Origin of the sequence: Sphingobium sp. TCM1 (genome assembly GCF_001650725.1) — a bacterium.
GTDB lineage: Bacteria > Pseudomonadota > Alphaproteobacteria > Sphingomonadales > Sphingomonadaceae > Sphingobium.
This window is the reverse complement of record NZ_LXVX01000007.1, coordinates 1-26,848: the sequence shown is the minus strand read 5'-3', so window position 1 is coordinate 26,848 and position 26,848 is coordinate 1. Positions and strand designations below refer to the sequence as shown.

The 26,848-nt window shown below is 62.2% G+C and carries 29 protein-coding genes; 27 read left to right on the top strand and 2 right to left on the bottom strand.

The features are described from left to right. Nucleotides 1-216: 216 nt before the first annotated feature. The 27 genes from istA to A7Q26_RS24500 all read left to right on the top strand — a co-directional run bounded on the left by istA (nt 217) and on the right by A7Q26_RS24500 (nt 23,907). Complete coding sequence (gene istA, locus A7Q26_RS06660; RefSeq protein WP_017182771.1) at nt 217-1,782, top strand: IS21 family transposase; 1,566 nt, start codon at nt 217-219, stop codon at nt 1,780-1,782. Beyond that, entirely contained in the window at nt 1,715-2,449 is a 735-nt protein-coding gene (istB, locus tag A7Q26_RS06655; RefSeq protein ID WP_026002321.1) for an IS21-like element helper ATPase IstB, read from the top strand. Before istA ends, istB begins: the two co-directional genes overlap by 68 nt. Before the next feature lie 321 nt (nt 2,450-2,770). Next, nucleotides 2,771-3,322: a hypothetical protein gene (locus A7Q26_RS06650; protein ID WP_017182769.1), complete on the top strand. Its 552-nt coding sequence runs from the start codon at nt 2,771-2,773 to the stop codon at nt 3,320-3,322. A gap of 270 nt (nt 3,323-3,592) precedes the next feature. Next, nucleotides 3,593-4,351 (top strand): helix-turn-helix transcriptional regulator, encoded by a 759-nt coding sequence (locus A7Q26_RS06645; protein WP_017182768.1) that lies wholly within the window; start codon nt 3,593-3,595, stop codon nt 4,349-4,351. Between the two features lie 11 nt (nt 4,352-4,362). Beyond that, a complete protein-coding gene (locus A7Q26_RS06640) occupies nt 4,363-5,115 on the top strand; it encodes a LuxR family transcriptional regulator (RefSeq protein ID WP_066858413.1) in 753 nt (250 codons plus the stop codon). 86 nt (nt 5,116-5,201) lie between these two features. Beyond that, complete coding sequence (locus A7Q26_RS06635; protein ID WP_017182766.1) at nt 5,202-5,819, top strand: acyl-homoserine-lactone synthase; 618 nt, start codon at nt 5,202-5,204, stop codon at nt 5,817-5,819. A 15-nt stretch (nt 5,820-5,834) separates the two neighbouring features. After that, a complete protein-coding gene (locus A7Q26_RS06630; RefSeq protein WP_017182765.1) occupies nt 5,835-6,749 on the top strand; it encodes a phytanoyl-CoA dioxygenase family protein in 915 nt (304 codons plus the stop codon). Nucleotides 6,750-6,889: 140 nt separating this feature from the next. Beyond that, complete coding sequence (locus A7Q26_RS06625) at nt 6,890-7,231, top strand: hypothetical protein (RefSeq protein ID WP_017182764.1); 342 nt, start codon at nt 6,890-6,892, stop codon at nt 7,229-7,231. Continuing rightward, on the top strand, nt 7,228-7,911 hold the full coding sequence (locus A7Q26_RS06620) for a lytic transglycosylase domain-containing protein (protein WP_017182763.1): 684 nt from the start codon (nt 7,228-7,230) through the stop codon (nt 7,909-7,911). Before A7Q26_RS06625 ends, A7Q26_RS06620 begins: the two co-directional genes overlap by 4 nt. After that, nucleotides 7,908-8,249, top strand: coding sequence for a TrbC/VirB2 family protein (locus A7Q26_RS06615; protein WP_017182762.1), 342 nt, complete (start codon nt 7,908-7,910; stop codon nt 8,247-8,249). The genes A7Q26_RS06620 and A7Q26_RS06615 overlap by 4 nt, the downstream gene beginning before the upstream one ends. A gap of 9 nt (nt 8,250-8,258) precedes the next feature. Then, on the top strand, nt 8,259-8,600 hold the full coding sequence (locus tag A7Q26_RS06610) for a type IV secretion system protein VirB3 (protein WP_017182761.1): 342 nt from the start codon (nt 8,259-8,261) through the stop codon (nt 8,598-8,600). After that, nucleotides 8,593-11,007: a VirB4 family type IV secretion/conjugal transfer ATPase gene (locus A7Q26_RS06605; RefSeq protein ID WP_017182760.1), complete on the top strand. Its 2,415-nt coding sequence runs from the start codon at nt 8,593-8,595 to the stop codon at nt 11,005-11,007. The genes A7Q26_RS06610 and A7Q26_RS06605 overlap by 8 nt, the downstream gene beginning before the upstream one ends. Before the next feature lie 4 nt (nt 11,008-11,011). Continuing rightward, nucleotides 11,012-11,728: a type IV secretion system protein gene (locus tag A7Q26_RS06600; protein WP_026002319.1), complete on the top strand. Its 717-nt coding sequence runs from the start codon at nt 11,012-11,014 to the stop codon at nt 11,726-11,728. Next, the gene (locus A7Q26_RS06595; RefSeq protein WP_017182758.1) at nt 11,725-11,943 is read left to right on the top strand and encodes an EexN family lipoprotein; all 219 of its coding nucleotides are present in this window, start codon (nt 11,725-11,727) and stop codon (nt 11,941-11,943) included. The genes A7Q26_RS06600 and A7Q26_RS06595 overlap by 4 nt, the downstream gene beginning before the upstream one ends. A gap of 15 nt (nt 11,944-11,958) precedes the next feature. Then, nucleotides 11,959-12,903 carry a type IV secretion system protein gene (locus A7Q26_RS06590; RefSeq protein WP_017182757.1) on the top strand — a complete coding sequence of 315 codons (945 nt, stop codon included), beginning with the start codon at nt 11,959-11,961 and terminating at the stop codon, nt 12,901-12,903. 336 nt (nt 12,904-13,239) lie between these two features. After that, the gene (locus tag A7Q26_RS06585; protein ID WP_017182756.1) at nt 13,240-13,929 is read left to right on the top strand and encodes a virB8 family protein; all 690 of its coding nucleotides are present in this window, start codon (nt 13,240-13,242) and stop codon (nt 13,927-13,929) included. After that, nucleotides 13,926-14,783 (top strand): P-type conjugative transfer protein VirB9, encoded by an 858-nt coding sequence (gene virB9, locus A7Q26_RS06580; protein ID WP_017182755.1) that lies wholly within the window; start codon nt 13,926-13,928, stop codon nt 14,781-14,783. Before A7Q26_RS06585 ends, virB9 begins: the two co-directional genes overlap by 4 nt. Nucleotides 14,784-14,788: 5 nt before the next feature. Continuing rightward, complete coding sequence (gene virB10 / locus A7Q26_RS06575; RefSeq protein WP_017182754.1) at nt 14,789-16,018, top strand: type IV secretion system protein VirB10; 1,230 nt, start codon at nt 14,789-14,791, stop codon at nt 16,016-16,018. Beyond that, nucleotides 16,015-17,019, top strand: coding sequence for a P-type DNA transfer ATPase VirB11 (virB11, locus tag A7Q26_RS06570; protein ID WP_017182753.1), 1,005 nt, complete (start codon nt 16,015-16,017; stop codon nt 17,017-17,019). The genes virB10 and virB11 overlap by 4 nt, the downstream gene beginning before the upstream one ends. A gap of 7 nt (nt 17,020-17,026) precedes the next feature. Beyond that, nucleotides 17,027-18,982: a type IV secretory system conjugative DNA transfer family protein gene (locus tag A7Q26_RS06565; RefSeq protein WP_066858416.1), complete on the top strand. Its 1,956-nt coding sequence runs from the start codon at nt 17,027-17,029 to the stop codon at nt 18,980-18,982. Continuing rightward, entirely contained in the window at nt 18,972-19,898 is a 927-nt protein-coding gene (locus A7Q26_RS06560; protein WP_017182751.1) for an LPD7 domain-containing protein, read from the top strand. The genes A7Q26_RS06565 and A7Q26_RS06560 overlap by 11 nt, the downstream gene beginning before the upstream one ends. A 71-nt stretch (nt 19,899-19,969) precedes the next feature. Further along, complete coding sequence (locus A7Q26_RS06555) at nt 19,970-20,860, top strand: type IV toxin-antitoxin system AbiEi family antitoxin domain-containing protein (protein WP_332308761.1); 891 nt, start codon at nt 19,970-19,972, stop codon at nt 20,858-20,860. Then, nucleotides 20,857-21,774, top strand: a complete 918-nt coding sequence (locus A7Q26_RS06550) for a nucleotidyl transferase AbiEii/AbiGii toxin family protein (protein ID WP_066858410.1) — start codon at nt 20,857-20,859, stop codon at nt 21,772-21,774. The genes A7Q26_RS06555 and A7Q26_RS06550 overlap by 4 nt, the downstream gene beginning before the upstream one ends. Nucleotides 21,775-21,834: 60 nt before the next feature. Beyond that, nucleotides 21,835-22,617 (top strand): SOS response-associated peptidase family protein, encoded by a 783-nt coding sequence (locus A7Q26_RS06545; RefSeq protein ID WP_232313704.1) that lies wholly within the window; start codon nt 21,835-21,837, stop codon nt 22,615-22,617. 78 nt (nt 22,618-22,695) lie between these two features. Further along, a complete protein-coding gene (locus A7Q26_RS06540) occupies nt 22,696-23,019 on the top strand; it encodes a hypothetical protein (RefSeq protein ID WP_017182746.1) in 324 nt (107 codons plus the stop codon). A 56-nt stretch (nt 23,020-23,075) separates the two neighbouring features. Further along, nucleotides 23,076-23,729 carry an SOS response-associated peptidase gene (locus A7Q26_RS06535; protein WP_017182745.1) on the top strand — a complete coding sequence of 218 codons (654 nt, stop codon included), beginning with the start codon at nt 23,076-23,078 and terminating at the stop codon, nt 23,727-23,729. A gap of 22 nt (nt 23,730-23,751) precedes the next feature. After that, a complete protein-coding gene (locus tag A7Q26_RS24500) occupies nt 23,752-23,907 on the top strand; it encodes a DUF2256 domain-containing protein (protein ID WP_081490906.1) in 156 nt (51 codons plus the stop codon). 27 nt (nt 23,908-23,934) lie between these two features. Here the strand turns inward: A7Q26_RS24500 and A7Q26_RS06530 are convergent, their stop codons facing one another. Both A7Q26_RS06530 and A7Q26_RS06525 read right to left on the bottom strand, forming a co-directional pair. Next, nucleotides 23,935-25,089 (bottom strand): reverse transcriptase family protein, encoded by a 1,155-nt coding sequence (locus A7Q26_RS06530; protein ID WP_081490905.1) that lies wholly within the window; start codon nt 25,087-25,089, stop codon nt 23,935-23,937. A 186-nt stretch (nt 25,090-25,275) separates the two neighbouring features. Next, nucleotides 25,276-26,541, bottom strand: coding sequence for a phosphoribosyltransferase-like protein (locus A7Q26_RS06525; protein ID WP_232313703.1), 1,266 nt, complete (start codon nt 26,539-26,541; stop codon nt 25,276-25,278). Nucleotides 26,542-26,848 lie beyond the last annotated feature (307 nt).

Genomic DNA, 26,848 nt, shown 5'->3' with positions numbered 1-26,848 from the left:
GTCACGTGCGACCGCACCGAAAGGCCGGACATATGGAAGCAAGCGATCCGATCAAATTTTCCGTTCAGCCCTTGCAAGAGGGAGCCGTCCACATATGGAACTGGCGGCCAGATCAGCAGCCGATCGCAGAAGCCGCCTGATCTGCGGCCTCCAGCCCACGCTTACTGAACGATTGCGGTTCACGCTCTCGCACTTTGCTGCGGGAGCGGGTGGGAGATGCTGATCGTGGAGACGGTAGCGCGCATCCGGCGCGAGTTTTTCGTCAAGGGCAAGTCGATCAAGGAGATCGTGCGGGACCTTGGCGTTTCGCGGAACACGGTTCGCAAGGTGCTGCGCTCGGGCGAGACGGCTTTCACATACGAACGCAGCGTGCAGCCCTTGCCGAAGTTGGGGCCCTGGGCCTCGGATCTGAACAGGCTTCTGGAGGCGAACGACCGGAAGACACGGCGCGAGCGGCTGACGATGGTCAGGCTGTTCGAGGAGCTGCAGGGTCTTGGCTATCGTGGCGGCTATGACGCGGTCCGACGGTACGCGGCAAACTGGCATCGTGAGCGCTCAGCGGTGACGGCGGCGGCCTATGTGCCGCTGAGCTTCGCGCCCGGCGAGGCCTACCAGTTCGACTGGAGCCATGAGATCGTCGTCATTGCCGGGGCGACGACCACGGTGAAGGTCGCGCACATGCGGCTTTGTCATAGTCGGATGTTCTACGTGCGCGCCTATCCGCGGGAAAGCCAGGAGATGGTCTTCGATGCGCATGACAAGGCGTTCGCCTTCTTCGGTGGCGCCTGCCAGCGCGGCATTTACGACAACATGAAGACGGCGGTCGATGCGATCTTTGCCGGTCGCGAGCGCCAGTATAACCGCCGCTTTCAACAGATGTGCGGGCATTATCTGGTCGAGCCTGTTGCCTGCACGCCGGCGTCAGGCTGGGAGAAGGGCCAGGTCGAGAATCAGGTCGGCCTGGTGCGTGAACGCTTCTTCACGCCCCGGCTGCGCTTCAAGAGCTACGCCGAGATGAACGCATGGCTTGAGGATCGCTGCGTCGCGCGGTCGAAGCATGCCGCACATCCCGAGTTGAAGGACCGGACGGTGTGGGAGGTGTTCGAGACCGCGGATCGTCCCGCCCTGATCGCCTATCGCGGGCCCTTCGACGGCTTCCACGCTCTGCCCGCGTCGGTATCGAAGACGCTGCTGGTGCGGTTCGACTATAACAAATACTCGGTGCATGCGTCAGCGGCGGGGCGGCCGGTAGATATCCATGCCTATGCCGACCGTATCGTCATCCGGCAGGAAGGCGAGATAGTCGGCGAGCATGTCCGCCGGTTCGGCCGTGAGCTGACGATCTATGATCCCTGGCATTACGTCCCTGTGCTGGCGAGAAAGCCCGGCGCGCTGCGCAACGGCGCGCCCTTCAAGGACTGGTCGCTTCCGCCGGCAATCGAGCGGGTACGACGCCGCCTTGCCGGCCATGCTGATGGCGACCGCCAGATGGTCGGCATCCTGACGGCGGTCCTGAGCGATGGGCTCGATGCCGTGGAAGCCGCCTGCGCCGAGGCGCTGATCGGCGGCACCGTCAGCCGCGACGTTGTGCTCAATATCCTGACCCGTCAGCGCCAGCCATCGGCGCCGCTGACCATCGCTACGCCCGAGGCGCTCCGGCTCCATCACGAGCCCGTCGCCGACTGCGCCCGTTACGATAGCCTGAGGAGGTTCTATGGAACGCCACGAGATCCTGGAGATGATGGGGACGCTCAAGCTCGCGGGCATGCGGCACGCCTATGATGAGGTGATCGCCGATGCGGTAAAGCGACAACATGGCCCAAGCCGCGTGGTCGGCGATCTGCTGAAGGCCGAGATCGATGAGAAGCAGGCGCGCTCGATCAAATATCAGATGACGATCGCCAAGCTGCCGCTGGCCAAGGAAATTACGGCGTTCGACTTTGCCGAAACGCCGATCAACGAGGGGCTGGTTCGCGATCTGGCCACCGGCGCTTTCCTGGCCAACCAGCGCAATGCCGTGTTGGTAGGAGGAACCGGGACCGGAAAAACCCACCTTGCCATTGCGATCGGACGCTCGTGCGTACGCATCGGCGCGAGGGTCAGATATTATAACACCATTGACCTGGTGAACCGGCTCGAAGCTGAAACCCGCGCAGGAAAGGCGGGGCGCATTGCCGATCATCTGTCCCGGCTCGACCTGGTGATCCTCGACGAGCTGGGCTATCTGCCGTTCGCGCTGTCTGGCGGCCAGTTGCTGTTCCACCTGGTCAGCCGGCTCTACGAGCAGACCTCGATCATGGTGACCACCAACCTCGCGTTCGGCGAATGGCCCTTGGTGTTCAGCGATGCCAAAATGACAACCGCGCTGCTCGATCGGCTGACGCACCATTGCGACATCATCGAAACCGGCAACGAGAGTTGGCGCTTCAAGAACCGCGCAGCTGCCTGATAGCCCAAAATAAACGCCATCGGCATGGGGGTGAGCCGGCTCCGGGCTACGCCCTCCGCCGCCTCACCCCCATGCCGACGATCCTGCGTACTATCAGGGGGTCAGTGTTGGGCGCTTATCCGGGGTGAATATCCGGGGCCGATTGACACTGATCTGCGGCCTCCAGCCCACGCTTACTTTTTGCATCGCTGCAGCGCTCTTCCTAGTACGCTGTGTCACCAGTGTCACTTTACCCCGCCGGTAAAGTGACACTGGTGATTTTTCTGACGAGTAGGGAATTTAGGGGATTCGCGGCAAGATCGGTTGTGGTAGATTCCTGCTATGTTCCACCAAGCCGACCTCTTCGACCATATGGCACCAGCGCCGCTCAACTTGGCTTCGTCGGTTGTCGCGTTACCAGATCTAGTGGAGCGCGTATCGCAGGTATCGAAGCGCCCTAGGTATGTTCTGCTCATCCTCAATCTGATCGCGAAGGCCGCAGGGGAGAATGGCAGTCTCGGGCCTTACGTACGAAGCGACGCTGCCCAGATACCTGTGCGTGACTGGCTCTGCCAGGCATTGGCGCCGCTGGCCAACCGCGACTGCCGCCGTACAGCCATGATTGCAGCGGTTCGATCAGAGTGGTCGGCGAAGGCTGACGCTTCGGAAAGTGCAGGAGATTTGGCTCAGAAGGAGAATGAAGAGATTGAGGCGCGCATTCTGCGGTCGGGGCGCACGAATGTCAGTCGAGCCGTATCGGATCTTGTTCGGGCTGGATTGCTGCATCGCCACTATCAGGGATACCGCGTCGATCACCCCAACCGGGGCGCGCAGCGCGAAGCGGTATATACGATAGCTCCGGATGTGCGCCTGGCATTAGCGGGAATCTGTTAACACGCCTCCGTATTTGCTGCGCAGTGAATATAGCTGTACGATCAAATTTGGACCGGCGCTGCGGGAATGGGCTGCGTAACCCATTGATTTAACATAAGATATATTATCGAACCGCCATTATCGGCTGCTTAAATCCGAGAGCTGCTGCTCTTACGCGCTATCAATACGCGCGCGCCAGACAGCCTCAAGCAGCATCGGCTCACCCCGTTTATTGGCGCATACGTCGAATTGGGGGTGGACCTGACAGGAAGGCAACGAGAGGCTGCGTCGATGGCGAGTAAATGTGACAAGGGCCGTCTCGCTGATATCAGCGTTTTCGAGCATCAAGCGAAATCAACCACGACGTTCGATCAGCTGTCATCGATCGTGGATTCGTTCGTTAGGCAGGTCGGCTTTCGCTGGTTTGCTCTTCTGCACAACGTCGATCTTGTTCAGCGGAGCAAGAAGGCGATAATGCTCACCACCTATCCGGTTCGATGGCTCGACGAGATCATCGAAACCAGGCTCTATCTCGATGATCCCATTCACGCTGCATGCGCGAAAACGTCTTCGGGGTTGACGTGGGATCGCATCGACGAATTCATAGTGCCTAGCCCTCATCAGGTATCGATCCTGAAAAAAGGCAGCGCCCACGGCCTGCGCACCGGCTTTACGATGCCGATTAGGATGCAGGACGAGCCTGAAGCCGTCTTCACGATCGCGCGATCGACAGACGCGGTGGCAACCACCGAGGACGTGCTCACCGCGCGCCTCGTGGGGACGGTCGCTTTTGATCAAGCTCGCGCCATCCTCGGCGACGAGGGCATCGTCTACCAGCCAGTGTCACTAAGCCCACGCCAGATCGACTGCATCGCGTTAGTCGCCCAAGGCAAAAGCGACTGGGAGATCTCCCAGATCCTTTCGCTCGGCCGCGACACTGTGCACGAGTATGTCGAAGGTGCCCGTCGCCGGTATGGCGTCAGGCGGAGAACCCAGCTAGTTCTTCGGGCGGTGCGCGACGGGCATTTGAACATCAACGCGTTGCTGTAGGCGCCGGCCCCTTGGCGATAAGGCTCGCCGAGGTTCGGTCATTCTGCGATTCGGTCAGCGCCGCGAAAAGCCCCGATGCTCTGTATGATTTCATGCAAGACATCACCGCCAGAATGGGGTTTGCCCATTTTGCTCTCGTCCATCATGTCGATACGGCGGTGCCGGCTACAGGGACGATCAGGCTTGTGGACTACCCGCAAAGCTGGATGGACATTTTCGAAGAGCGCCGGCTTTACGCTGCTGATCCTATCCACCGCGCGAGTCAGCAGACGTCGGTGGGTTTCGCTTGGAATAATGTCGAAGCCCTGATCGCGTTGTCACCGCGTGATCGCGCGGTCCTTACCGCCGCGCGCGATGTCGGTATCGGCGATGGCTTTACGATCCCCGCGCATATTCCCGGGGAGATTAACGGTTCCTGCTCGTTTGCGACGGCGAGCGGCGTCGGGCTCGATGAGGAACAGCTTCCCCTTGTCCAACTCGTCGGCAACTTTGCGTTCGAGGCAGCTCGGCGGGTCAATCGCTCCGTAGGATCCCATCCCCGCGAATTACCGCGGCTGACCGACCGACAGGTCGAGTGCGTGGCTCTCGTTGCGCGCGGGAAGACCGATTGGGAGATCGCCAGAATCCTCGGCGTCGGCTCAGAGACAGTGAGTCAACACCTCAAGGATGCGCGTGACCGATATGGCGTCACGAAGCGCACAATGCTGGCGATGCGCGCGCTGTTCGATGGATCGATCAGCTTCGCTGACGTCTTCGGAAGATGACTGCCATGTGCTGATCTCCCCTTTTCTGGGGATAACGTAGCGGTCAATATTCTGTTCGAAAAACCTCCTCACACAGGAGGAAGACAATGCTTATCATAGGAAATGGCATAGACGAGGCACTCGACGCGCGCGTCTTCCGAGAAATGTTTGAAGAAAGAAAGCGCGTCTTTGTTGATCTGCTTGGATGGGACATTCCGGTTCTCGCAGGTCGCTATGAAATCGACCAGTTCGATAATGACGAGGCCGTCTACATAGTTGTCACCGATGCACAGGGACACCATCGCGGATCGGCCCGGCTCCTCAAGACCGATCGACCGCATATCCTCGGATCAGTCTTCCCGCACCTGTGTGACGGGAATGTGCCGGTCGGCCCGGAGGTGAGGGAGATCACCCGCTTCTGCCTTGCGCGTGCGATGGGCGCCGCCGAACGGCGCACAGTCCGCAATCGTCTGGTGTCCGGGCTAGTCGAGCATGCTCTGGCCTCCGGAATTACAACCTTTTCTGGCGTGGCCGAAGAGAGCTGGTTCAAACAGATCCTCGCATTTGGCTGGGACTGCGAGCTGCTTGGCGACCGCCTCTCGGGGGTAAGCCGGAACCTTGCCGCGATGCGGATTTCAATATCGTCAGAAACCCCCGACCTACTGCGGAGGACCGGCATCTACCTTCCCACGACGCTGGTCGATCTCGACCGTGCAGCGGCGTGACGCGGGAGACCGACCATGGCGACACAGCACTCCCCTGCCCTTGCAGCGCCCCGCGATGCTAAGCCGCATCTCGAGCTCCTCGCACGCGACGGATTTTGCGTCATTCCTGATCTCGTGCCAGCAGCCGACATCGGCTTGCTCAGCGCTGATCTCGACGATCGTTTCGCCGCGACGCCGTTTTGCGAGGGAGGATTTTACGGCAGTCGTACCAAGCGGTTCGGAAGCGTCCTGAAGAGATCACCCTATGCGGCGGCGCTCATCCAGCACAAGCTTATTCTGGAAATTGCTCAGTCGATCCTCGGCCCGTGGTGCGACACGATCCAGCTAAACCTCGCCCAAGCGCTCGAACTCCACCCTGGCGCTCCCTGCCAGTTCCCCCATCGCGACCAGGACATGTGGCGCGGACCCGTTGGTGAACTCGAATATTTGATCAACGTCATGTGGCCGTTCACCGAATATCGGACCGACAATGGCACCACCCTCATCTGGCCCGGGAGCCATGGCCAACGAGCGGTTGCGGAGGACCACGGCATTGGCCCCATCGCGGTCGAATGCAGTCCAGGGGCTGCAGTAGTTTTCCTCGGATCGACGCTTCACGGTGCCGGCGCGAACACGACCGAGACGATCCGCCGTGGCATGATAGTCAGCTACTGCCTCGGCTGGTTGAAACCGTATGAGAACCAATGGCTCGTCTACCCGCCGGAGATAGCGCGCGGGTTCGAGCCGGCGCTGGCGGCACTGGTAGGCTACCAACAGCACAGGCCGAACCTTGGTAACTACGAGGGCCGCTGTCCCTCGATCCTGCTGAACGCTGACCCGCCTGATCATCTGGCAGCCACTGACGCCCTGAGGCCTGACCAGGAAGAAGCATTGGCACAGTATCTTCTCGAACAGCAGCGCGATCCCGCACCGTCATTGCGCAACGGCTAAGGGCTCCACGGCGATCCCCCCAACTGGGGGGATTGCTGAAACAATGCGCAACAGGCTCAAAAGACGGTGATTTTCGAGCCGTGTCGCAAGCGCCGCAATCCACCGCGAGGAGACAATTTGTGCAGCTTCGTCTCATAGCCATGGTCACGCCGATGCTGGCGATGTCCGCGCCGAGCACGCCCGCCCTCGCCAACGATCTGGGCTGTCAGATCCTAATCTGCCTCTCCAATCCAGGAGGGGCGACGCAATTTTCTGCATGTGTTCCTCCGATGGCCAAGCTCTGGCAGAAGCTCGCGACCGGAGCCTCTTTTCCCGGTTGCTCGGGCGGGAGCGTCGCCAAGACAAAGGTCTTCGACCGAGACTCCGCCACGAAGCGCCGGGTCGTGATGACGTTCACCGATGGGCGACAGCAAAGTTATTCCCTAGCCAACATCGAGAACCTTCCGACAGCAGCAAGCGCCACGGGGACACCGGCGCGGTGATTCTCGAACTCGCAACCGTCGTGGGCCTCGCGCAGCAGTGCGCGCCATCGGTTGCGGTCGAGACGATGGTGTCGGTCGTCCACGCTGAGAGCCATTTCAATCCCTACGCGATCGGCGTGAACGCTAAGGGTGTTCCGGCTCCGGATCCTGGCGATCGTGCAGCTGCGGTGCGCGACGCGCGCTCGCTGATAGAGCTTGGCTACAATATCGACCTCGGTCTGGGTCAGATCAACAGCGCAAACCTGAAGCGCCTCGGCCTGTCGGTCGACGACGCCTTCGACCCGTGCCGGAACCTCGAAGCCGCTGCACGGGTCTTGGCCTCCAACTATCTCAGCGTCGTGCGGACAAGCGCTTCGACGGAGGCGGCCATCGCGGCCGCCATGTCGATGTACAACACGGGCAACCGCTGGCGTGGATTTGGAAACGGCTATGTCGGCCGTGTCTATGCATCGTCTGGTGTCGTCGTGCCGGCCATGCGGCGCAGTGGATTTGCGGTCCAGAACATCGCGGTCACGCCGCCGCCGCCGCCGCGAGAAGCTATTCAGACGCTCGCGATGTCGGACGCGCCGCGCGCCGCTGCCGGCAGCGCGAAATGGAATACGGCTGCGGGGGCGCAGTCAGCGACATTGATGGTCTTCGGGGGGGCATCCAGCACAATAGCGAAAGGACAACCCGAATGACGGCCTTGATGACCGAATCCCGCGACTGGTTGACGCCCCGCCGCCGCTCTCTTGCGCAGCATGCGGCCTTTCTTCTGCTGGCCCTCGCCGTGACGTTGCTTCTGACCGATCCGGCTTACGCTCAGGCCGCCGACGGCGTTACGTCGATGGCCGAGAACATCAAAACCTGGCTGACGGGCACGTTCGCCAAAACCATCGCGGTGATCGCCGTGGTGATCGTAGGGTTCATGTTCTTCACAGGTCGGGCCAGCCTTGGACTTCTCGTCACGGTCATCGTCGGCATCTTCATCGTGTTCAGCGCGCAATGGATCGTCGACACCATCACTGGCGGCGCATGAGTGCGGGCCATGGATACCGATGACCAAAAGCTGCGCGAGGAGACGCTGTTTCTGGCGGTCACGCGCCCGACCATGTGGTTGGGTGTGCCGATTGAAGCGTCGCTGCCCATTGCGCTCGCGGCCTGCCTGACCCTCATCATCACGGGCAACCCGCTCTATGCCTTCGCGCTGGCCGGGGCCTTCCTGGCGATTGCCCGACTGATCGTGCGTCATGATGCAAACGCCTTCCGGTTGTTGTGGCTCTGGACGATGACCAAGGCCCGGTGCCGCAATCGCAGCTGGTGGGGTGGAAGCTCCTACTCACCGCTGCCGATCGACGGCGCCAAGCGTCGGGGCTTTGCCCATGGCTAGCGTGGTGGGATCGCTGGGAGGCGCAGGCGCGCGCACACCGTGGCGCATCCTCAAGAACGAGGCGGATCCCGCGCGCTATCTGCCCTATGCCCGACACGTCGACGATGCCGTCATCGCGCTCGACGGCCGCGATCTCATGATGATGTTCAAGCTCGATGGCCTCGCCTTCGAGACGGCGGACCCGGTCAATCTGAATGACTGGCACGAGAAGTTGAACGGAACGCTGCGCAATATCGCGGACGATCGTCTGGCGATCTGGACGCATATCGTCCGCCGCCCGGTGACCGACTATCCTGAAGGCGAGTTTAGATCCGCATTCGCCGCCGATCTTGACGCCACCTACCGCGCCCGCGTTACCGCCAAGAGGATGTTCGTCAACGAACTCTACCTCACCCTCATCATGCGTCCGTCGGTGGGATCGGCAGACAGAACCGGCGTTTTGCTGCGCCGGCTGTCGACAGCCCGCAAAGACGGGCAGGAGGTCGACCAGGACGAGCTCGCACGGTTCGAGGACAAGGCCCGCGATATAGAGAAGTTGCTCGCACGGTGCCGCCCCCAGAGGCTTGGCCTCTATGAGCATAACGGGTTGATGTTCTCTCGGCCGCTCGAAGTCCTCGAGCTGGTCATGATGGGCCGCGCCGCGCGCGTGCCGCTGGTCCGAGGTCATCTCGGATCAGCGATCTATGGCGAGAGGGTGATCTTCGGCCGGGAGACCGTGGAGGTCCGAGCGCATGATGAGAGCCGGTATGTAGGGCTGTTCGGAATCCGGGAATACCCGGCGATGACGCGCCCCGGGCAGATGAACGCTTTGCTCAGCCAGGATTTCGCGTTCGTCGTGACGCAGTCCTTTGCGTTCATGGGCAAAGCCCGCGCCTCCGAGCGCCTGCGCCGTCGGCAGAACCAGATGGCGTCGACCGAGGATGCGGCCGCGAGCCAGGCGCTCGAGCTGGCTGACGCTGCCGATGATCTTCAGAGCAACCGCTTCGTGCTTGGCGAACATCACTTCTCGCTCGCCGTTTTCGGTGAGAACCAAAAGCGGTTGGCGGAAAACCTATCGACGGCGCGGGCGGCCCTCGCCGATGCGGGACTGGTATCTGCCCGCGAAGGCCCGGCTCTGGAAGCCGCATTCTGGTCGCAGCTGCCCGGCAATTTCGCATGGCGCGCCCGACCGGCGGCGATCACGTCGCGCAATTTTGCGGCGCTCTCCCCCTTCCACACATTTCCGGCCGGTAAGCCCGATGGCAATCATTGGGGCGCGGCGATCGCGCTCATGAAAACCGCCGCCCAATCGCCATTCTACTTCAATTTCCACGTCAACGATCTCGGACATACCCTGATCATCGGCCCGTCCGGTGGCGGCAAGACGGTCGTACAGAACTTCCTGATGGCGCAGCTGGAGAAGACGGGCGCGCAGCAGATCTTCATCGACAAGGACCGGGGTGCCGAGATCTATGTGCGGTCGTCGGGCGGAACCTATCTCGCGCTGCGAAATGGTGTGCCGACCGGGTTTGCACCACTTCGCGCGCTTGAGCAGACGCCGGGCAACATCGTTTTTCTAGGACGCCTTATCCGGCATCTCGTTACCCCGTCTGGTCAGCAGCTGGGCGTCTCACAGGAGAAGATGATCGATGAGGGCATAGTCTCGATCGGTCGGCTCCCACCCGAGGATCGTTCGATCCTCGCCCTCCGGCAGCTCCTGGGCCAGCGTGACCCGGAAGGCATCGGGGCGCGCCTGGAAAAATGGGCACGCGGCGGCTCCCTCGGTTGGGTCTTCGACAATGACCGGGATGAATTGTCGCTCGATGCGCGGTTTATCGGCTTCGACATGACCGATTTCCTCGACAATCCGGAGATCCGCACGCCCCTGATGATGTACATGTTCCATCGGATCGATGCCCTTCTCGATGGCCGGCGTCTGGTCATCGATATCGATGAGTTCTGGAAAGCGCTCGGCGACGACGCCTTTCGGGCATTTGCCCAGGACGGGCTCAAGACCTACCGCAAGCAGAACGCGTTCCTGGTCTTCGGCACGCAGAGCCCTGCCGACGCGCTGCGCTCCGACATTTCGCACAGCATCATGGAGCAGGTCGCCACCAAGATCCTGTTGCCGAACCCCTATGGCCGAGAGGTCGACTATATCGACGGTCTCGGCCTCACGCGCGCCGAATTCAAGCTCATCCGCAGCGAGCTGATCCCCGAAAGCCGACGATTCCTCGTCAAGCAAGGACATGACTCCATCGTCGTCGAACTCGACCTTGGAGGCCTGACCGACGAACTCGCGGTGTTGTCGGGGACGACAGAAACCGTCGGGATTCTCGATCAGGTCCGCCGCGAACACGGTGACGATCCAAGCCAGTGGCTACCCATTTTCCACGAACGGCGCCGAGCCAGCAGAACGAAAGGATAAGGTCATGAGAGCATTACGCGCACTGGCGTTGGCCAGCGCACTGACAATCTCGATGCCGGCGTTCGCACAGGGCATCCCGGTCTATGACTCCAGCACCTTCCTGCAGACCCTGTCTACGGTGAAAAACACGCTGTCGATGATCGAGCAGGGAAAGGAACAGATCGCGCAGGCGACCGACATGTTCAACAGCATCAACAAGCTGACGAACGTCAACCGGATTGCCAGCTCGTTGAACACTGATGCCGTTCGGCATCTTCTGCCGAGCGAGGCAAGGGACATTCAAAGACTGATGTCCTCTGACATCAGCGGTCTTGGCAGCCTCAGTTCCTCTGCTTCGCGGATCCGTACCAACAACCGCGTCGCGATTCCCGACCTTCGCACCGACGCCACCGACTTTGAGCGGAGCGGCCGCGATGCCATCTCGCGAAATGGCGACCTTGCGGCGCGCGACGCCGCTGTCGCCGAGGCGGCCTATGGCGTCACCACGCAAAGGACGGCGGGGCTCGAAGAGCTGCGCTCGTCGCTCGACACGGCGTCGGACGCCAAGGACGTAATGGACATACAAGCCCGGGTCGGGGTGGAAAACGCGCACATCCAGAATGACGCGGTCCAGCTTCAGGCGCTGCAGATGCGCCAGGCCGCAGAAGCAAGGCTGCGGTCGCAGCGCGAGAGCGAAACCAGCCTCGCCAAACTCGAACAGAGCCTGGGCAGCCGGCCATGAAGGGCATTCGCTCTGCATCGACCCTCGCGGTGCTGGCCCTGCTTGCAAGCTGCGGCAAGCCTGCGGGCAAAAAGGAACTGGCGGCAGATCCAGAGCTACGGTCTCAGGTGCTCGCGGCCTGTGCGGACGGCACGCACCGTGATGCCCAGGAGTGCAGCAATGCCAAGGCGATCGACAATGCGGAGAAGCTCGATCGCTCGCTGGGTCCGAAATAGGGCGAGCACGCAGGTATGGCATCGACCCTCTTTGCGGACATCTACACCAACATCGACGGGAAGCTTGATCTCTTCCTCAACGAGCGGCTGAACAACGTCATCGATGTCGTGCGCGGACCGCTCGCGCTCGGTCTGGTGATCTACATCGCCCTGTTCGGCTACATGGTGATGCGCGGGATCGTGGCAGAGCCGTGGGGTGAATTGTTCTACCGCATGGTGAAGCTGTGCCTGCTCTACCTCGCAGCCACCACCGTCGCCTATTCAGAGTGGATCACCAACCCGCTGTTTCACGGGATGCCGGACGCCATCTCTCAGGCACTGGCGGGCAAGACGATAACCAGCGTCGGCGCGGTGTTCGACGATTATTTCGGACAGGTCGACAATATCGTGCGGATCATACGCACTGAGGCCGAAACCTATCTCGACATCAATCCCTGGAAGTTGGTGCTCCTGACGCTCGCTATTCTGATCTACGGACTGGCTGGATTGTCTGCTGCGATCGGCTTTGCCATCACCGTCTTCGCCAAGGTCGCGCTTGCCGTTGTGATCGCGCTCGGCCCGATTTTCATAGCGCTTTCGCTCTTCGAGACGACCCGCCGCTTTTTCTATGGCTGGCTTGGTCAGGTGTTCAACTACATCGTGTTGATGGCCGTGATCATTGCGATCACCGCTCTCATCACCGACCTCGGAGCGACTGCGCTCGCCACGGCCGAAGGAACACCGGACGTCACGATCGGCGCGGTCCTGTTCTCGGTCTACATCTTCCTTGGCACGATCTTCTTCTTCCAGGCCCCTTCCATCGCGACGGGCATTGCCGGCGGCGCCGCGGCTGGCGTGGGCGCCTTCGCAGGATCGGCCTGGGGAACGATGGCGGCGCCGTTCCAGCAGCGGCGCATAGCCCGCAACAGCCGCAATCTCGAACGGGCCGCGCAGCGCGGGGGTTCGGTGAGCCGCGCATGACCAGAAGGATGACACCATGAAGTGGCCTGCCAGAACCTTCAACGCTTTGTGCTTATCGGCAGCGGCCGTCGCCCTGCCCCTCTCCGCGAGCCATGCTGCATCGAAACCTAAGAAGCTCCCGGTGTGTGACGGCAAGCATCTGCGTGACGTGAACATCTACGGCAGCGTTTTGCCAGGCTCGTCGATCCCGGCGACCGTCGCGCCGCCCGCCCCGCCGCCTGTGCCGCAGATCAAACGCCCCGCTGACGGGGGCACCCCTCCTCCACCTGTTCCTGGCGCAGCTCCCGACAAGGTGTCGGCGCGGGCGGTGGCCCGCTCGGTAAGGAGCTGCTGATCATGCGAAGCCAGACCGAAGGTGTGCCAGCCAAGGACGCAGAACTTTATTTCGGACAGGCGCGGTCCTGGGACCAGGACCGGCAACGTAAATCGCTTCGTTCAGAGCGGATTGCCTGGATCGTGGCGGGCCTGTCACTGGTCGCATGCACGGCCGAGGCGCTGGCCCTTGCCGGGCTGACACCGCTCAAAACCGTCATGCCCTACATCATTCGCGTCAACCAGACGACGGGCGCGGTGGATGTCCAAACCACCCTCACGCAAAAGCCCATGCGCTATGACGAGGCGGTCACGAAGTTCTTCCTCGCGCAATATGTTCGGGCGCGCGAGAGCTGGCTGCAGGCCGCCGCAGAGGAGAATTTTCGGGCGGTCACCATCTTGTCGGAACCCGGCGAACAGCAGCGATGGGGACGCTTCTTCAGTTCGAACAACAGTGCGAGCCCACAGGTCGTGTGGGGAAAGGGTGCGGTGGTCCAGGCGCGCGTCCGTAATATCGCCTTCATCAACGACCGCGTCGCCAATGTGCGCTTCACGCGCACGGTGCAGACCGACACCGACACGCAAAGCAGCGATTGGATCGCGACCGTCACCTTCCGCTACACCAATGCGCCGATGGCCGAAGGGGACCGCTATCGAAATCCGTTAGGCTTTCAGGTCGAGAATTACCGCGCGGATCCGGAGGTCGTGCGATGATCGACGCTCGCTGGCTTCTTCCGCTCGCCTTGCTCGCCGCGACGCCCGCGCTCGCGGAGGACACGCCGCGCGCCGGCCCTGCAGATCCGCGGGTGAAGTTCGTCGAGTATCAGGAGACGCAGGTCTACCATATTGTCGGGACATTCCGGACCGCGACCCAGGTAGTGCTAGGTCCAGATGAGACGATCGAGCATGTCGCACTGGGCGATACGGTGTCCTGGGAGGTGGCCGTCGCTGGGCACATTCTCTTCCTAAAGCCGCGCGAACGGGCAGGCCCGACCAATCTGATCGTCACGACCAACAAGGGCGGCGAGCTGCGCAACTATGCGTTCGAACTGACCACTCGGCGCGGCCCCATCGGCAGTCGCAGCGGCGAAACATTCTTTCAGGTTCGCTTCCGTTACCCGCGCGACGATGCGGAACGGGCCGAACGCATGCGCGCCGCCCAGGAGGCCCAACGCCTCGCCGCGCTGCAGGCCGCCGCGGTGCGCGGTGCCTTGGATCATGGTGTGATCGAGGGCCCGCGAAACCTTAACTACAAGGTCCAGGGTTCCAGCGACCTACAGCCTTCCGAAATATCCGATAATGGCCAATTCACGGTTCTCCGCTTCCCCGGCAATCACGAGATACCGGCTATCTATCTGGTTCGCCCCGATGGTTCGGAGACCCTAGTCCCGTTCGACGTCCGTGATGAGTTCGTCGTCGTCCACGCCGTTGCTGCGCAACTGCGGCTGCGGCGGAACCGCGAAGTCCTGTGCATCTATAACCTCGCACCGACCCCCTATGGCGTCGATCATGGCACCAACACCGCCTCGCCGCATGTCGAGCGCACAATCCAAGATCCGAAGGAGTAAGCGCGATGGACGAACCGGCGCCAGAAGCCCCTCGCCGTCCGGCTGGCGATCCGACGCCCGAGCGCGATGAAATCATCCGCGAGCGTGGCATCGATCCGATCGGAGGCATGACCCCGGCGAAGCGAAACACAGCGCTGATCTTTGCCGGCACCGCGATGGTTCTTGGGATCCTGTGGGTGAACTCCGGTCCGAGCACGAGCAGCAAACGCAACCTGATGGACAAGCCCGAGGCTATGGCGCGGCGGCCTGACCTCGCGGCGCGCGAGACTGTGGCATACGACGCCGTTGCCGCGAAGCCGAAGCCTCTCGGCGCACCGTCGGCGGATCCGAACGCACCGGTGATCAACCCGGCACCGGGCACTGTTGGTCCCGACGGTCAGATCGTCCCTGCGCTGCAGCCTGGCGCGGCCCCAGCTGCGGCAGCGCAGGACAAAGGGCAAAATCTCGCCGATCAGGCCCGGAGATCGACGCTGATCGCTTATGGTGGCAGGGAAGCACTTCAAGGGGGCGGGCGGACCGCCGGCGGCGGCGCCGACGGATCCCAGGCGGACGATGCGGGCGATGGCGCCGAGGGTCGTGTCCGTGGCAATGCGCCCAACGCGCTTGATGCGCTCCGGCAGAGTTCAGCGGTCGGTGAAGCGCGGGCCTCCATGCTCCCGAACCGCAACTATCTCGTCACCGCCGGAACCTTGATTCCCTGCATCCTCCAGACGGCGATGAATTCGGCGCAGCCGGGCTACACGTCCTGTCTGATCCCGCGCGACATCTATTCCGAGAACGGGCGGGTCGTCCTCATGGAGAAGGGCACGAAGGTGCTCGGCGAATATCATGGCGGGATCCAGCAAGGACAGAATCGGCTCTTCGTGCTGTGGACCCGAGCCGTCACGCCACAAGGCGTCCGTATCGACCTCGCCTCGCCGGGCTCGGATGCGCTGGGTCGTGCCGGCATCGCCGGGTCGGTCGATACATTCTTCTGGGCACGCTTTGGCAGTGCGCTCTTGCTCTCTCTGGTCGACGACGCCGCATATATCGCCGGGCAAGCCGTCTCCAGCGGCAACAACAATTTCAACAACACGACGCGCACGCCCAGCGAAGGCGCGGGCATCGCGCTTCAGAACAGCATCAATATCAGGCCCGTGCTAACCAAGAATCAGGGCGAGGAGGTAGGGATTTTCGTCGCCAAGGACTTCAACTTTGCCGATGTTTACGGTCTTGAGCTCCGGCGGGAGAAATGAGCGATACCGCCGTCCTGCGCCATTATCTGGCACCGATCCTGCCGCTGCTGGAGCCAGCTGAGGTCACCGAACTCGTGATCAACAGGCCCTGCGAGGTCGGGATCGAGGACCATCGCGGGTGGCATTGGCACGATGTCCCCCAACTCGACAGCGACTGGCTTGCGACCCTTGCCATCGCGGCCGCGAGTTTCACGCGCCAGGATGTCAACGCCGAGACGCCGATCTGCTCGACCATCCTGCCGGGCGGCGAACGGTGTCAGGTCGTGATTCCGTCGGTGACGCCAACTGGCGCCCCATCGTTCACGATCAGGAAGCCATCCCGGGTCACGCTCGCGATCGACCAGCTCGCCGAGACCGGATTGTTTGCCGGCACGCGATCGGCCGCCCGCGGGCTGGGCGATGTCGATGCGCAGCTCGTGGCGCAGCGCGACGCCGGCGACTGGCCAGCCTTCTTCAGGACCGCGGTCGCGGCCCGCAAGAATATCCTCGTGAGCGGAGCGACCGGGTCGGGCAAGACGACCTTCGCCAAGGCCCTCATCCAGCTCATCCCGCCAGAGGAGCGGTTGCTCACGATCGAGGATACGCGCGAGCTGGTCGTGGAGCATCGCAATGTTGTCCATATGGTGTACTCGAGCGAGCGGCAGGGTCTTGCGAAAGTAGGACCCAAGCAATTGCTGGAGAGCGCATTGCGGATGCGGCCGGATCGCATCCTCTTGCAGGAGCTGCGGGACGGCACCGCCTTCTTCTATCTTCGCAACGTCAACTCCGGTCACCCAGGCTCGATCACGACGGTCCACGCTGGCTCCGCCATGGGCGCGTTCGAGCAGCTGACGCTGTTGGTCAAGGAATCCGAGGGCGGACGTGACCTGGCCCGTGACGACATCCGCGGCCTACTCCGGATGCTGGTCGACGTCGTCGTTCAAACTCGCAAGCAGTCGGGGAAATTCGCAGTCGAGGAGGTGTATTTTGATCCGCCTGTCGGAGGCGCGACCGCTCACTAGGGTCGCTATCGTCGCGGGCGTCCTCGCGGCCAGCTGTATCGGTTTCGCGTCGGTGACGATCGTCATTGCGCTTGCGGGTCTAGGTCAAATCGGTCCGCGCATGGACGTGTCCGCCGTTCCGGCCTGGCTTTGGTATTATCGCGGCGACCCGCTGCTTCATCTGTGGCTGAAGCGCGGAGCGCTTGTCAGTGCGGCGGTGGCGTTCGTGATCCTACTTGTCGTTCTGAAGCAGCGGCGACCGCTTCACGGCGAGGCCAGGTTCGCGAACGAGTCCGAGATCCGCCGCGAGCAGCTGCGCGCGAAGAGCGGCATCATCGTCGGGCAGAAGTCCGGCCGCTATCTGGTGTTCGGCGGCACCGAGCATGTTCTCCTGGAGGCACCGACCCGTGCTGGCAAGGGTGTCGGGGTCGTCATACCCAATCTGCTGAGCTGGGCAGACTCGGTCGTCGTCCTCGACGTCAAGCGAGAGAATTGGGACATCACGGCCGGCTTTCGTGCGCGTCACGGCCAGGCCGTCCATCTCTTCGATCCTCTCGATCCTGAAGGACGATCGGCGCGCTACAATCCGTTGAGCTTCATCGACCGGCTGGATGATACGGAGGTCGTCAACGAACTGCAGAAGATCGGCGGGATGTTGTTTCCTGCACCAGAGAAGGCAGACCCCTTCTGGGCCGAGGCTGCGCGCGCTGCCTTCGTCGGCGTCGGTGCCCTGGTCGCCGCCAACCCTGCCCTGCCCTTCACTATCGGCGAAATCTACCGGCGGCTGACGAGCGGTGATCCCAAGGTCGAATTGCCGAAGGTCGTCGAGGAGGCAAAAAAGCGGGGCCAGCGTTTGAGCCAAGCCTGCGTTTCCGCGCTCAGCGACTTCACCTCCGCGTCTGACAATACGTTCTCCGGCATCAAGCAGACGATCACGTCGAAGCTCAATCTCTGGCTCAACCCTTATGTCGATGCGGCGACCTCCGAGACTGACTTCGATCTGCGCCAGGTCCGTCGTGAACGGATATCAATCTATCTCGGGGTGTCGCCCGACAACATCGACCGGATTGCTCCGGTCTATAATCTTTTCCTGCAGCAGTTGATCGACCTAAACACGCGCGAGTTGCCGGCGACGGGCGGCCAGGTGCCCGTTCTCATCCTGCTCGACGAGTTTGCGCGGCTCGGCAAAGCGCCTGTGATCGCCTCGGCCTTTTCCTATGTGGCGGGATATGGGCTGCGTCTCCTTCCCGTGATCCAGAGTCGGTCTCAACCACGCGGGATCTACGGCGCAGATGTCACCGACGAAATCATCGCCAACTGCGGTCTGGAGGTGGTCTTCACGCCGAAGGAATTGCGTGTCGCCAACGAGCTGTCGGAACGCCTCGGCTTCTTCACGATGAACGTCCGCTCCAAGAGCCGGACCATTCATGGAATGCTGGCCAATCGCAGCATCTCGGAATCAGATCAGCGACGGGCACTCATGATGCCGCAAGAGCTGATGCAGATGCCCAAAGGTGACCTGCTGCTGCTGCGGGGCGGCATAGCGCCCGTGCGCGCGCGAAAGATCGAATATTTCAGGTCGCGACGCTTCACGAGCCGCGTTTCTGAGGCGCCCAAAGTGGCGGCGCGCCCGGTGACGGTCCCGCGAAGTGCGCCCGTCTCTCCGGCTGCGGGCGCAGCGTCAGGCTCAGACGTGCTGTCGCAGGCTATCGAGGCGAAGCGCGCCGCTTTGCTCGATGTTACACCGACCGAGGAGATGCTCCCTGTGACGCGGCTACTGACAGATGACGAGGTTTCCGGCTTCGCCGAAATCACGGACGACATGCTTGTTCTGGGGGAGCTGGAGGACCTCCCTCACCCCGGCGACGAGAAGGCCGCATTGGACTTCGTAATGGCCATGACCGCCCGTGCCGTCGTCGATGCAGAGAACGACCTTGAGCCAGCTGCGGCAATGATCACGGAAGGGCACGATCATGGACGATAAGAGCGAGGCGCCCGCCCCGAAGGCGCGCGCGCGCGACAATAGCGTCGCGGTTGACGACAAGGATCGTGGCAGGAAGGCTCCAGCCAAGACTCCCGATCGGGCTCCGGAGCCGAACCCGTCCAGTGATCCGGGAAAGCCAGGCGTCGAGAAGACCCAGAAAGTCCCCTCGGTTGAAGCTGGTGATCTGCCTGATGCCGTGCGTAGGCGATACTATGCCAACAAGGCCAGGTGGTCCGGTGATCCAGCATATTTCACCACCGCGGATACGAAGGATCCCGCATTCCGGGATCAGGGCCGTCGCCTCGTCACCGCGACTGAAAGCCAGGAGGTGGTGAAAGACCTTGTCGCCATCGCGCAGCATCGCGGCTGGGATAAGATCCATGTGACTGGCACAGAGGCGTTTCGGCGTTCGGTATGGCTGGAGGCAAGCCAGAAAGGTGTCGAGGTTCGGGGGTACAAGCCGAATGATCGCGATCTGCAGGAGCTCGACCGACTGCGAAGTGACGGGAGCAGGAACACGATTGCCCCGGTTGCCATGGAACGAGCGCCCGAACGCGGCGACGCGCCGTCTCCAACGGGACTGGCCGAGCGCTCCAATCCCAATAAGCCCCCAACCCAGGCCGCGGACAGTCGATCAGCGTCGAATGATCGGGCCGCCGAGAGCCAGATGCGCGTGATGGAAGCCGTGATCCGACGCACGTTGTTCGAGAATCCCGAGGCCGTCACGCGCGTGATGGCCGTGGCGCGCGCGCAGCTTGACGCCCATATCGCGGCCGGCAAGACGATCCGTCCGGCGGTGGTGCACGACAAGGTGTCTATGAAAAAGGAGATCGACGGTGCGGCCGCGCCCGGACGGTCAGCTGGCGATCGGCGAGGGCGCGAGCCTAAACCTCCCGAGCGTCACCGCTCGCGCTAGGTTCACAATATCGGTATTTTGTTCGTTCTTGGCGAACGTCTTGCCGTATCTGGCAAACTCTCTCGTTGCAGGTGGTTTGTGAATTCTCTAAAACGTCGGCCGTGGACGAACATAACCGGCAACCTCTAAACCGCTTGATGGCAAGCCTGCCCCCCGGTCTGCTTGTGGATTCCGCTTGGCTTAAGGCTCAGGGCATCTCCCGCACGTCCATCCACGACTATGTCCAACGCGGCTGGCTCGACCGTGTGGCGCCGCGGGTCTATCGACGGACGAGCGGACCTGGTGGAGGGGGCGCCCTGCGCTGGGAGGCGGCGGTCGTATCGGCGCAGCGGTTTGCCTCGGCTTCGTTTCATGTCGGTGGCACCACCGCGCTCGAACTTCTCGGCCTCGGTCATTTCGCCAGACTGGGCAGCGAGCGAGCGATACATCTCTACGATCCAGAAGGATCGATACCGACATGGCTTCCGAAACTGCCGACCGAGGCGCGCTTTGAACTCCACAAGCGGCAGCTTTTCGCGGCGCCCGCGCTCGGGATTGACTGGCGTCGACTTGACCTTGGGACCACGCGCCTCGGAGGTGTCGTTCCGTCACCCGAAGCAGGTGAGCCATGGGATCATTTTCTCCGGATCGCCGGCGCGGAGCGGGCAGCGATCGAGATGATGGACGGTCTGCCCGATAGCCCGACATTCGATCACGCCGACACGATCTTCGAGAGTCTGACGACATTGAGGCCCAGGCTGCTGACGCAGCTCCTGGAAACCTGCACGAGCATACGGGCCAAGCGGCTGTTTCTGTTCTTTGCCGATCGCCACCACCATAGTTGGGAGAAGCACGTTGATCGCGCCAATATCGATCTCGGCCGAGGCAAGCGGCAGCTTGTCGCCGGCGGCCGCCTGGACGCCCGGTATCAAATAACCGTGCCGGCCGGCATGTCGACCAAAGCGGGAGAGGGCGCGCAATGACGACGCAACGCTATGTCGATCAGGTGAGTCTGCTGGTTCGCGCCATCCCGGAGATCGCGCGTGAGGAGATATTCGCCCTCAAGGGTGGGACGGCGATCAACCTGTTCGTCCGCGACCTCCCGCGGCTGTCGGTCGATATCGACCTCGTGTACCTGCCCATAGCCGATCGAGACAGTTCGCTGGCGGCCGTTCGCGAAGGGCTTGAGCGGATCGCCGGAAGGCTCGAGCGGGGCGGCACTATGGCAGTCGAACGCCGACTGCTGCCCGATGGCAAGCGCCTCGTCGTCTCCGCTGAGGGCGTCACCATCAAGATCGAGGTCTCGCCGGTCCTGCGAGGTACGGTGTTCCCGCCAACGCTTCGTTCCGTCAGCGCGGCCGTCGAGGAGCGCTTCGGCTTTGCCGAAATGCAGCTGGTCTCCGAAGCCGATCTCTACGCCGGGAAGATCGCGGCGGCGCTTGATCGGCAGCATCCCCGTGACCTGTTCGACATTCATTTCCTGCTGGCGAACGAAGGAATTGATGACGATCTCTTCAAGGCATTCCTGATCTATCTCGTCAGCCACCCTCGCCCCGCGCACGAGCTCATAGATCCCCATCGGCTGGATATCTCTTCCCAGTATAATGACGAGTTCCTGGGCATGACCGTAACCGACCTGGCGTTGGACGTTCTTCTGGACGCGCGCGAGCGATTGATCGCGGAGATCGCGGATCGTGCGCGCAGTCATGGAGCGAGGCAATTTTTGACGAGCTTCCACGAGCTTGCGCCCGATTGGAGCACATTCGATTTCGACACCAGCATAGCCGAGCTGCCGGCAGTCCGATGGAAGCTATTTAACCTCAATAAACTGCGCGAGCAGAACCCTGCCAAGTTCGAGGAGCAGACGGAAGCGCTGGAGCACTGCCTCCAGCCTTGACCGCCACCCGGGCGCGCCCAGTTTGATCAGGCGACTTTGCGGCCCTCAAGAGGGCCTCCGGTGCTGCAAGATATCAATGCCGGCAGGCAGACTAATTTTCTTTGCATCTGCCCACGTCATTTGCGTTCTCTTTTCGTTCTGATACAAAAAGGTGACCAGTCCGAGTCTGACGAGGAGGAAGCCATGTCGCGACTGCATGTTTGCGCGGCCTCTATCGCAGACGTCGCCCAGCATTTCGGCGTCTCCGATATACCAGCGATCGCGCCGCTCGGAGAGACGGTCGAGGGTCTGCCCGGACTGGCCGTGCTACAACACAATGGGCGTCGGCGGCTCAAAATGATGGACTGGGGATTTCCTCGCCTGACACGGGAAATGCGCGAGCGCGATGAGCTTCCAGGCAGGGTAGGCCTGGTCGCCGACCTGACCAACCCGATGTGGGAGCAGTTGGTGCAGGACGTGCGATATCGCTGTCTGATCCCGATCTCGCATTTCGCCAATCCCGATGGCGTAGCCGGCGCCAAGACACGCACATGGTTTTCGGTGAAGGGCCAGCCGATCGTCGCATGGGCCGGCTTTTGCCGCAACATCCCCGACTATGGTCCGGTCTACGCCGGCATGACGATGGATGCCAATGCCGCCGTGGCGCCGACCAACGACCGCATGCCTGTTCTGCTCTCACCCAGCGACCATGACCGATGGCTGTCGGGATCTATCCGCGACGTCATCGGGTTTCAGTTCGGAGCGCCGATCGCCGCCGATCGGCTCGTGGTGGAACATACCGAGGATGCATGGCGCAGTGGCAAGCTTCCCAAGACTGCTGAGCCGCAGCGCGCGCTTCTCTGACTGTCGGGCTGCTCTGCCCGCTTTGCTGGCAGGGCGTTTGGCGGCGTTGCACACCGGCGCATGACGAGTTCGCACCGAATGAACGCCGCCGGCCACGCGGTCACCCCGGATGGGCGATACTTCGTCGTGCGCGGCCGCCTGTGGCGGATGACCGACCCGGCGCTGACGGCGGACGCCCTGGAGGCCAACATCTCCGCACTGATGTCCGCGCGCCGAGCCGTCCGCAGTGCCAGGATTGACCATGATGCCGCGGCTGAAGCGGCGGCCCATGCCGCAGTCGACCGGGCAAAGCGTGCGCTGGGCGAACGCGGACCCGTTTGGTGGAGCGACGGAGCGCCAGACTATAGCCGGCATATGGCGCGTAATACGCCTTATGCTGGCTGGTTTGCGGACCTTGAATGACAATGCTGCCCGCCGAACATGCTGTGCGCTGTCGATGAATATGATAGGTTTGGCCCATGTGTAATCTCTACACCGTCAGGAAGAGTGCGGCCGAGGTGGCGGCGCATTTCGGCGTCTCTGATCCGACGCAATCAAACGCGGGTGACGAAGTCTATCCGGGATATCCCGGCCTAGTCGTCCGCGAGGCGGATGGAAACCGGATCCTGCAATCGATGGCCTGGGGGTTTCCGCTCCGCCTGAAGGGCATGTCGCCGACCGCGAAGCCCAAGCCTGTCAACAACATCGCGGATCTTTCAAAGCCGATGTGGAAGGGACTTGCCGCCAAGCCACAATGGCGCTGCCTCATCCCGTTCACCCATTTTGCCGAAGCTGAAGGCCCGAAAGGCGCCAAGACCCGCACCTGGTTCAGCATCAAGGATGAGCCCATCTTCGCATGGGCAGGCCTCTGGCGGGTCAGCGAGGAATGGGGTCCAGTCTATTCGGGCGTCATGACGGACTGCAACGAGGCCATCCGCCCGGTTCACGACCGGATGCCGGTGCTGCTGCATCGCGACGACTATGACGCGTGGCTTCACGGAAGTTTCGACGACGCGCTGGCGTTTCAAGCGCGATGCTTTCCCGACGATCTGATCGAGATGGACCGGACGTCCGAACTGTGGGTGAAGCGAAAGGCGGCGGAGCCTGCCGCTGCGCCGACCTTGATGGTGTGACCGAGCCCGGTCGACGGACGCGATGGCGCACAAGAAGCTGACCCTCCCATCGAAAATCTGCGTGGTCTGCGAGCGTCCCTTTGCCTGGCGCAAAAAGTGGGAGCGGGACTGGGACAGTGTGAGATTCTGCTCGGAGCGCTGCCGCAGGCAAGGCAGCCGGAGCACGTCACAGTCCTGAGCGATCACCGGTGCGGGGTGTCTCGGTTCAGGCATCCTCCGACGGCGGCGCCACATCGGGCGACCAAGGCACGCTGTCGAACTTCAGGCGCATCTTGGCGGCAAAGCCTTCGTCGATCGATTTGGCATAGTCGATCAGCCCGCGGATATGGCGGTGCATGCCAGACACCGTGTCGAACTTGCGCGCATCGCGATGCGCCTCGGGACCGACCTTCTCCAGATAGTAGAGATGTTGGCGGAGATGATCGCGAAACTCCCGGGTAAGCCGGGGCTCGGCTCCGTCGACGAGAAGGCCGAGGACAACCTTGCGCGCGCCGGGAGGCACGATGCAGGTCTTGCGACCATTGACGCTCAACCCCACACGGCGCAGGCGCGCGGTGACCTGCCGGACGAGAAGCATGGCGCGCGCGCGATCGAAATCTCCATTGGTCGAGAAGGTGATATCGTCGCTGTAGCGAGTGTAGGTGACCCCGGCGCGCGCGGCGAGCGCCGCGATCTCCTTGTCGAGCTCGCGCATCACCAGGTTGGACAGCATGGGACTAGTCGGAGCGCCTTGCGGCAGATAGCCGATGTGGAACTGACGATAGGCCGGGATCTTCCGCCGTGTCGCGTGCGCGAGCCATTCCGGTCGGTCATAGCGTTTGCTGCCCGAGGGTGCATGGGTGCACAGGCGCGTCAGCTCGAGCGCGACCAACGGGCTGTAGCCCGCCTCGAGAAAGACCCGATAGACCTTCAGCTCGCTGATCGAGCCGAAAAATCCGCTGATATCCATCTTGATGAGCCAGCGCGCTCCGCAATGCTGCAGCGCGCATCGTCTGATCGACGATTTGGGCGCGAAAGCGAAACTGGCCCGATGAACCGGCAATTCCGAGAGTATGTGGGCCGCGATCCAGCGCTGCACGGCCATCAGCTTGGCGTCGGGCACGCTGATCTGGCGGTGGCCGCCCGAGCGCTTCCTGATCTTGAAGAAGGTGTAGTCGCTCGCACGCGAGCCGAGCACCATCTTGCGCAGGTGATACCATGAGATGCCGGTCCGGCTCGCGAGATGCTTCAGCGTGAGGATCGGCGGCAACTTGGGATGCCGATCAAGGAAATCCTCGATCGCCGTCGCCGCCCTTTGAACCATGGCATCATCAAGGCCGAGCTGCTGCCCCGCCTCGTGATAGTGTTGAGGAGACCACATTCAGGACTACTTCGATATCCGCCGCAGGCGGATGCATGCGGCCTTCTAGGAGACAAGCGCTCGTGAAAGAAGGTCGCATGCAACCTCCTGTCAAGCGCCGGCTTATTCTTAGGGCAACTGAAATCCGCGCCCCGACACAAGCCTGTTGAGCAAGTGTCTATGCGTCCAAATGGACGCGCACTAGCCTCAAGGTGGTCCCCTCAACTGATGGGGATGGTACCCATCTTCGCCCCGCTGGGGAACCCATTTCGCCCGCTCTGCCGGCCAGGCCTCCTCTTTCAGCTCCGCCCGTCCGTGAGGGGTCAGGCGCAGCGTTGCAGTGAGATACCCCCGCTCCACGCAGCGATCGAGCAGTCTCGAACATTCGGCCGCATCGTAGCCGGTCGCGTAGCTGAGCGCCGTGCGGCTGCGCACGCCTGTGGCGACCAGCGCCAGCACCATTGCGGTGGTGAGCCCGAGCACGGACTCGCCCAGGACTGCAGGCGGAAGCTCCGGCTCCTCCTCGCCCGCGAGCTCGAAGAGCATCGCAATCGGGTCGCGCGCCATGATGTCGGGCGGAAATGCCGACTTCTCTCCGAGCAGCACGGTCCTGTCGGGAAACAGCGGCTGCCAGGCCGAATCCTCCGACACCGGTGCCCACAAGATCGATGGCGCGTTGTTCGGACAGCCATGCTCGAACACCAAGGCCGCCATGGTCTTCTTGAATCCGAACCGCATCCCGCGCCGGGAGGTCTTACGCCCGTAGCGATTGCACAAAGCGGTGATGGCCATCTCGATATCGCCGTGCCACGGGATGTCGCTGAAGGTGGGGCAATCGCGAACCAGTGCGATCCTGGGCTTGCAGGTCAGCCCGTTGACCTTCGTCATGCCAACCCGCGTCGCGGTGTAAGCCAGCGCGACGAACCTGATCTGATGCCGGCTATGCCACGACATGAGGCTTTCGGAACGCCACATCGCCCGAATGAAGCCTGCCGTCCGCTTCCCCGATCCGATGATGTCGTCCACCACGATGACCGCCTTCGCCTTGGTTGCGCGCAGCATTTCCAGCGATGGGTGGTTCAACAGTTTGTCGGGGTCGACCTTGCAGAGGTTGCGGATGATCGCGGCAGCGCGCACTTCGCTGCCAACATCAGCCCCCCTCCCCACGGCATCGAGCGGCGCCATCGGATCATCGGGGTCCGCCATCGACTCGAAGTAATTGATGTCGTCGTCGAGCTCCCGAGTGGCGTAGAGCGCGACGGGACCGTCGACCCTCGCCGCTTCAGACAGGATTAGCGCCGTCACCGCCCGTTCGAAAGTCGAATGCGACACCAGGGTCAGCGCACTGAGCAGCCGCGCGGCATTTTCCTGATCGTCTGCGTCGAACTGGCCCAACCAGGCCTTTGCCCGATCTGTATTAGGGAGGCGCAGAGCAAAATCTGACGCGGTGAAAGAGGAATCGGCGGAACTCATCTGCGAACCCTACCGCAAATACATCGCGATGCGAGTGCTTCGCGGACGTGATCAAAGATAGGAGATGGCCGCTCCCAATGGCAAAGGATGTAGCCAGGAAATCGCTCATTTCATGTGGTGCTCTTGGACACTTTATTGCCTCTCGCCGAACAGCTCGACAGGGCCGCCATCGAGTTGCGGCTTGATCATCCGTGTCAAACGGCGTTCAAAAGGGACCCCCGATCGGCGTCGAAGAGGGACCCCCTTTTCAGATAATATGATGCTGGTTTGTTGAAGATGGCCTTGCGCTGCGTGCGGCGGAGGGCGG

Excerpts from the sequence above, each read along its gene's own strand:
- A7Q26_RS06650 (WP_017182769.1), top strand. The coding sequence starts at position 2,771 with ATGTTCCACCAAGCCGACCTCTTCGACCATATGGCACCAGCGCCGCTC.
- A7Q26_RS06535 (WP_017182745.1), top strand. The coding sequence starts at position 23,076 with ATGTGTAATCTCTACACCGTCAGGAAGAGTGCGGCCGAGGTGGCGGCG.
- A7Q26_RS06540 (WP_017182746.1), top strand. The coding sequence starts at position 22,696 with ATGAACGCCGCCGGCCACGCGGTCACCCCGGATGGGCGATACTTCGTC.
- A7Q26_RS06595 (WP_017182758.1), top strand. The coding sequence starts at position 11,725 with ATGAAGGGCATTCGCTCTGCATCGACCCTCGCGGTGCTGGCCCTGCTT.
- A7Q26_RS06635 (WP_017182766.1), top strand. The coding sequence starts at position 5,202 with ATGCTTATCATAGGAAATGGCATAGACGAGGCACTCGACGCGCGCGTC.
- A7Q26_RS06625 (WP_017182764.1), top strand. The coding sequence starts at position 6,890 with ATGGTCACGCCGATGCTGGCGATGTCCGCGCCGAGCACGCCCGCCCTC.
- istA (WP_017182771.1), top strand. The coding sequence starts at position 217 with ATGCTGATCGTGGAGACGGTAGCGCGCATCCGGCGCGAGTTTTTCGTC.
- virB11 (WP_017182753.1), top strand. The coding sequence starts at position 16,015 with ATGAGCGATACCGCCGTCCTGCGCCATTATCTGGCACCGATCCTGCCG.
- A7Q26_RS06530 (WP_081490905.1), bottom strand. The coding sequence starts at position 25,089 with ATGTGGTCTCCTCAACACTATCACGAGGCGGGGCAGCAGCTCGGCCTT.
- virB10 (WP_017182754.1), top strand. The coding sequence starts at position 14,789 with ATGGACGAACCGGCGCCAGAAGCCCCTCGCCGTCCGGCTGGCGATCCG.
- virB9 (WP_017182755.1), top strand. The coding sequence starts at position 13,926 with ATGATCGACGCTCGCTGGCTTCTTCCGCTCGCCTTGCTCGCCGCGACG.
- A7Q26_RS06600 (WP_026002319.1), top strand. The coding sequence starts at position 11,012 with ATGAGAGCATTACGCGCACTGGCGTTGGCCAGCGCACTGACAATCTCG.
- A7Q26_RS06560 (WP_017182751.1), top strand. The coding sequence starts at position 18,972 with ATGGACGATAAGAGCGAGGCGCCCGCCCCGAAGGCGCGCGCGCGCGAC.
- A7Q26_RS06610 (WP_017182761.1), top strand. The coding sequence starts at position 8,259 with ATGGATACCGATGACCAAAAGCTGCGCGAGGAGACGCTGTTTCTGGCG.
- A7Q26_RS24500 (WP_081490906.1), top strand. The coding sequence starts at position 23,752 with ATGGCGCACAAGAAGCTGACCCTCCCATCGAAAATCTGCGTGGTCTGC.
- A7Q26_RS06585 (WP_017182756.1), top strand. The coding sequence starts at position 13,240 with ATGCGAAGCCAGACCGAAGGTGTGCCAGCCAAGGACGCAGAACTTTAT.
- A7Q26_RS06550 (WP_066858410.1), top strand. The coding sequence starts at position 20,857 with ATGACGACGCAACGCTATGTCGATCAGGTGAGTCTGCTGGTTCGCGCC.
- A7Q26_RS06615 (WP_017182762.1), top strand. The coding sequence starts at position 7,908 with ATGACGGCCTTGATGACCGAATCCCGCGACTGGTTGACGCCCCGCCGC.
- A7Q26_RS06525 (WP_232313703.1), bottom strand. The coding sequence starts at position 26,541 with ATGAGTTCCGCCGATTCCTCTTTCACCGCGTCAGATTTTGCTCTGCGC.
- A7Q26_RS06605 (WP_017182760.1), top strand. The coding sequence starts at position 8,593 with ATGGCTAGCGTGGTGGGATCGCTGGGAGGCGCAGGCGCGCGCACACCG.
- A7Q26_RS06645 (WP_017182768.1), top strand. The coding sequence starts at position 3,593 with ATGGCGAGTAAATGTGACAAGGGCCGTCTCGCTGATATCAGCGTTTTC.
- A7Q26_RS06630 (WP_017182765.1), top strand. The coding sequence starts at position 5,835 with ATGGCGACACAGCACTCCCCTGCCCTTGCAGCGCCCCGCGATGCTAAG.
- A7Q26_RS06590 (WP_017182757.1), top strand. The coding sequence starts at position 11,959 with ATGGCATCGACCCTCTTTGCGGACATCTACACCAACATCGACGGGAAG.
- istB (WP_026002321.1), top strand. The coding sequence starts at position 1,715 with ATGGAACGCCACGAGATCCTGGAGATGATGGGGACGCTCAAGCTCGCG.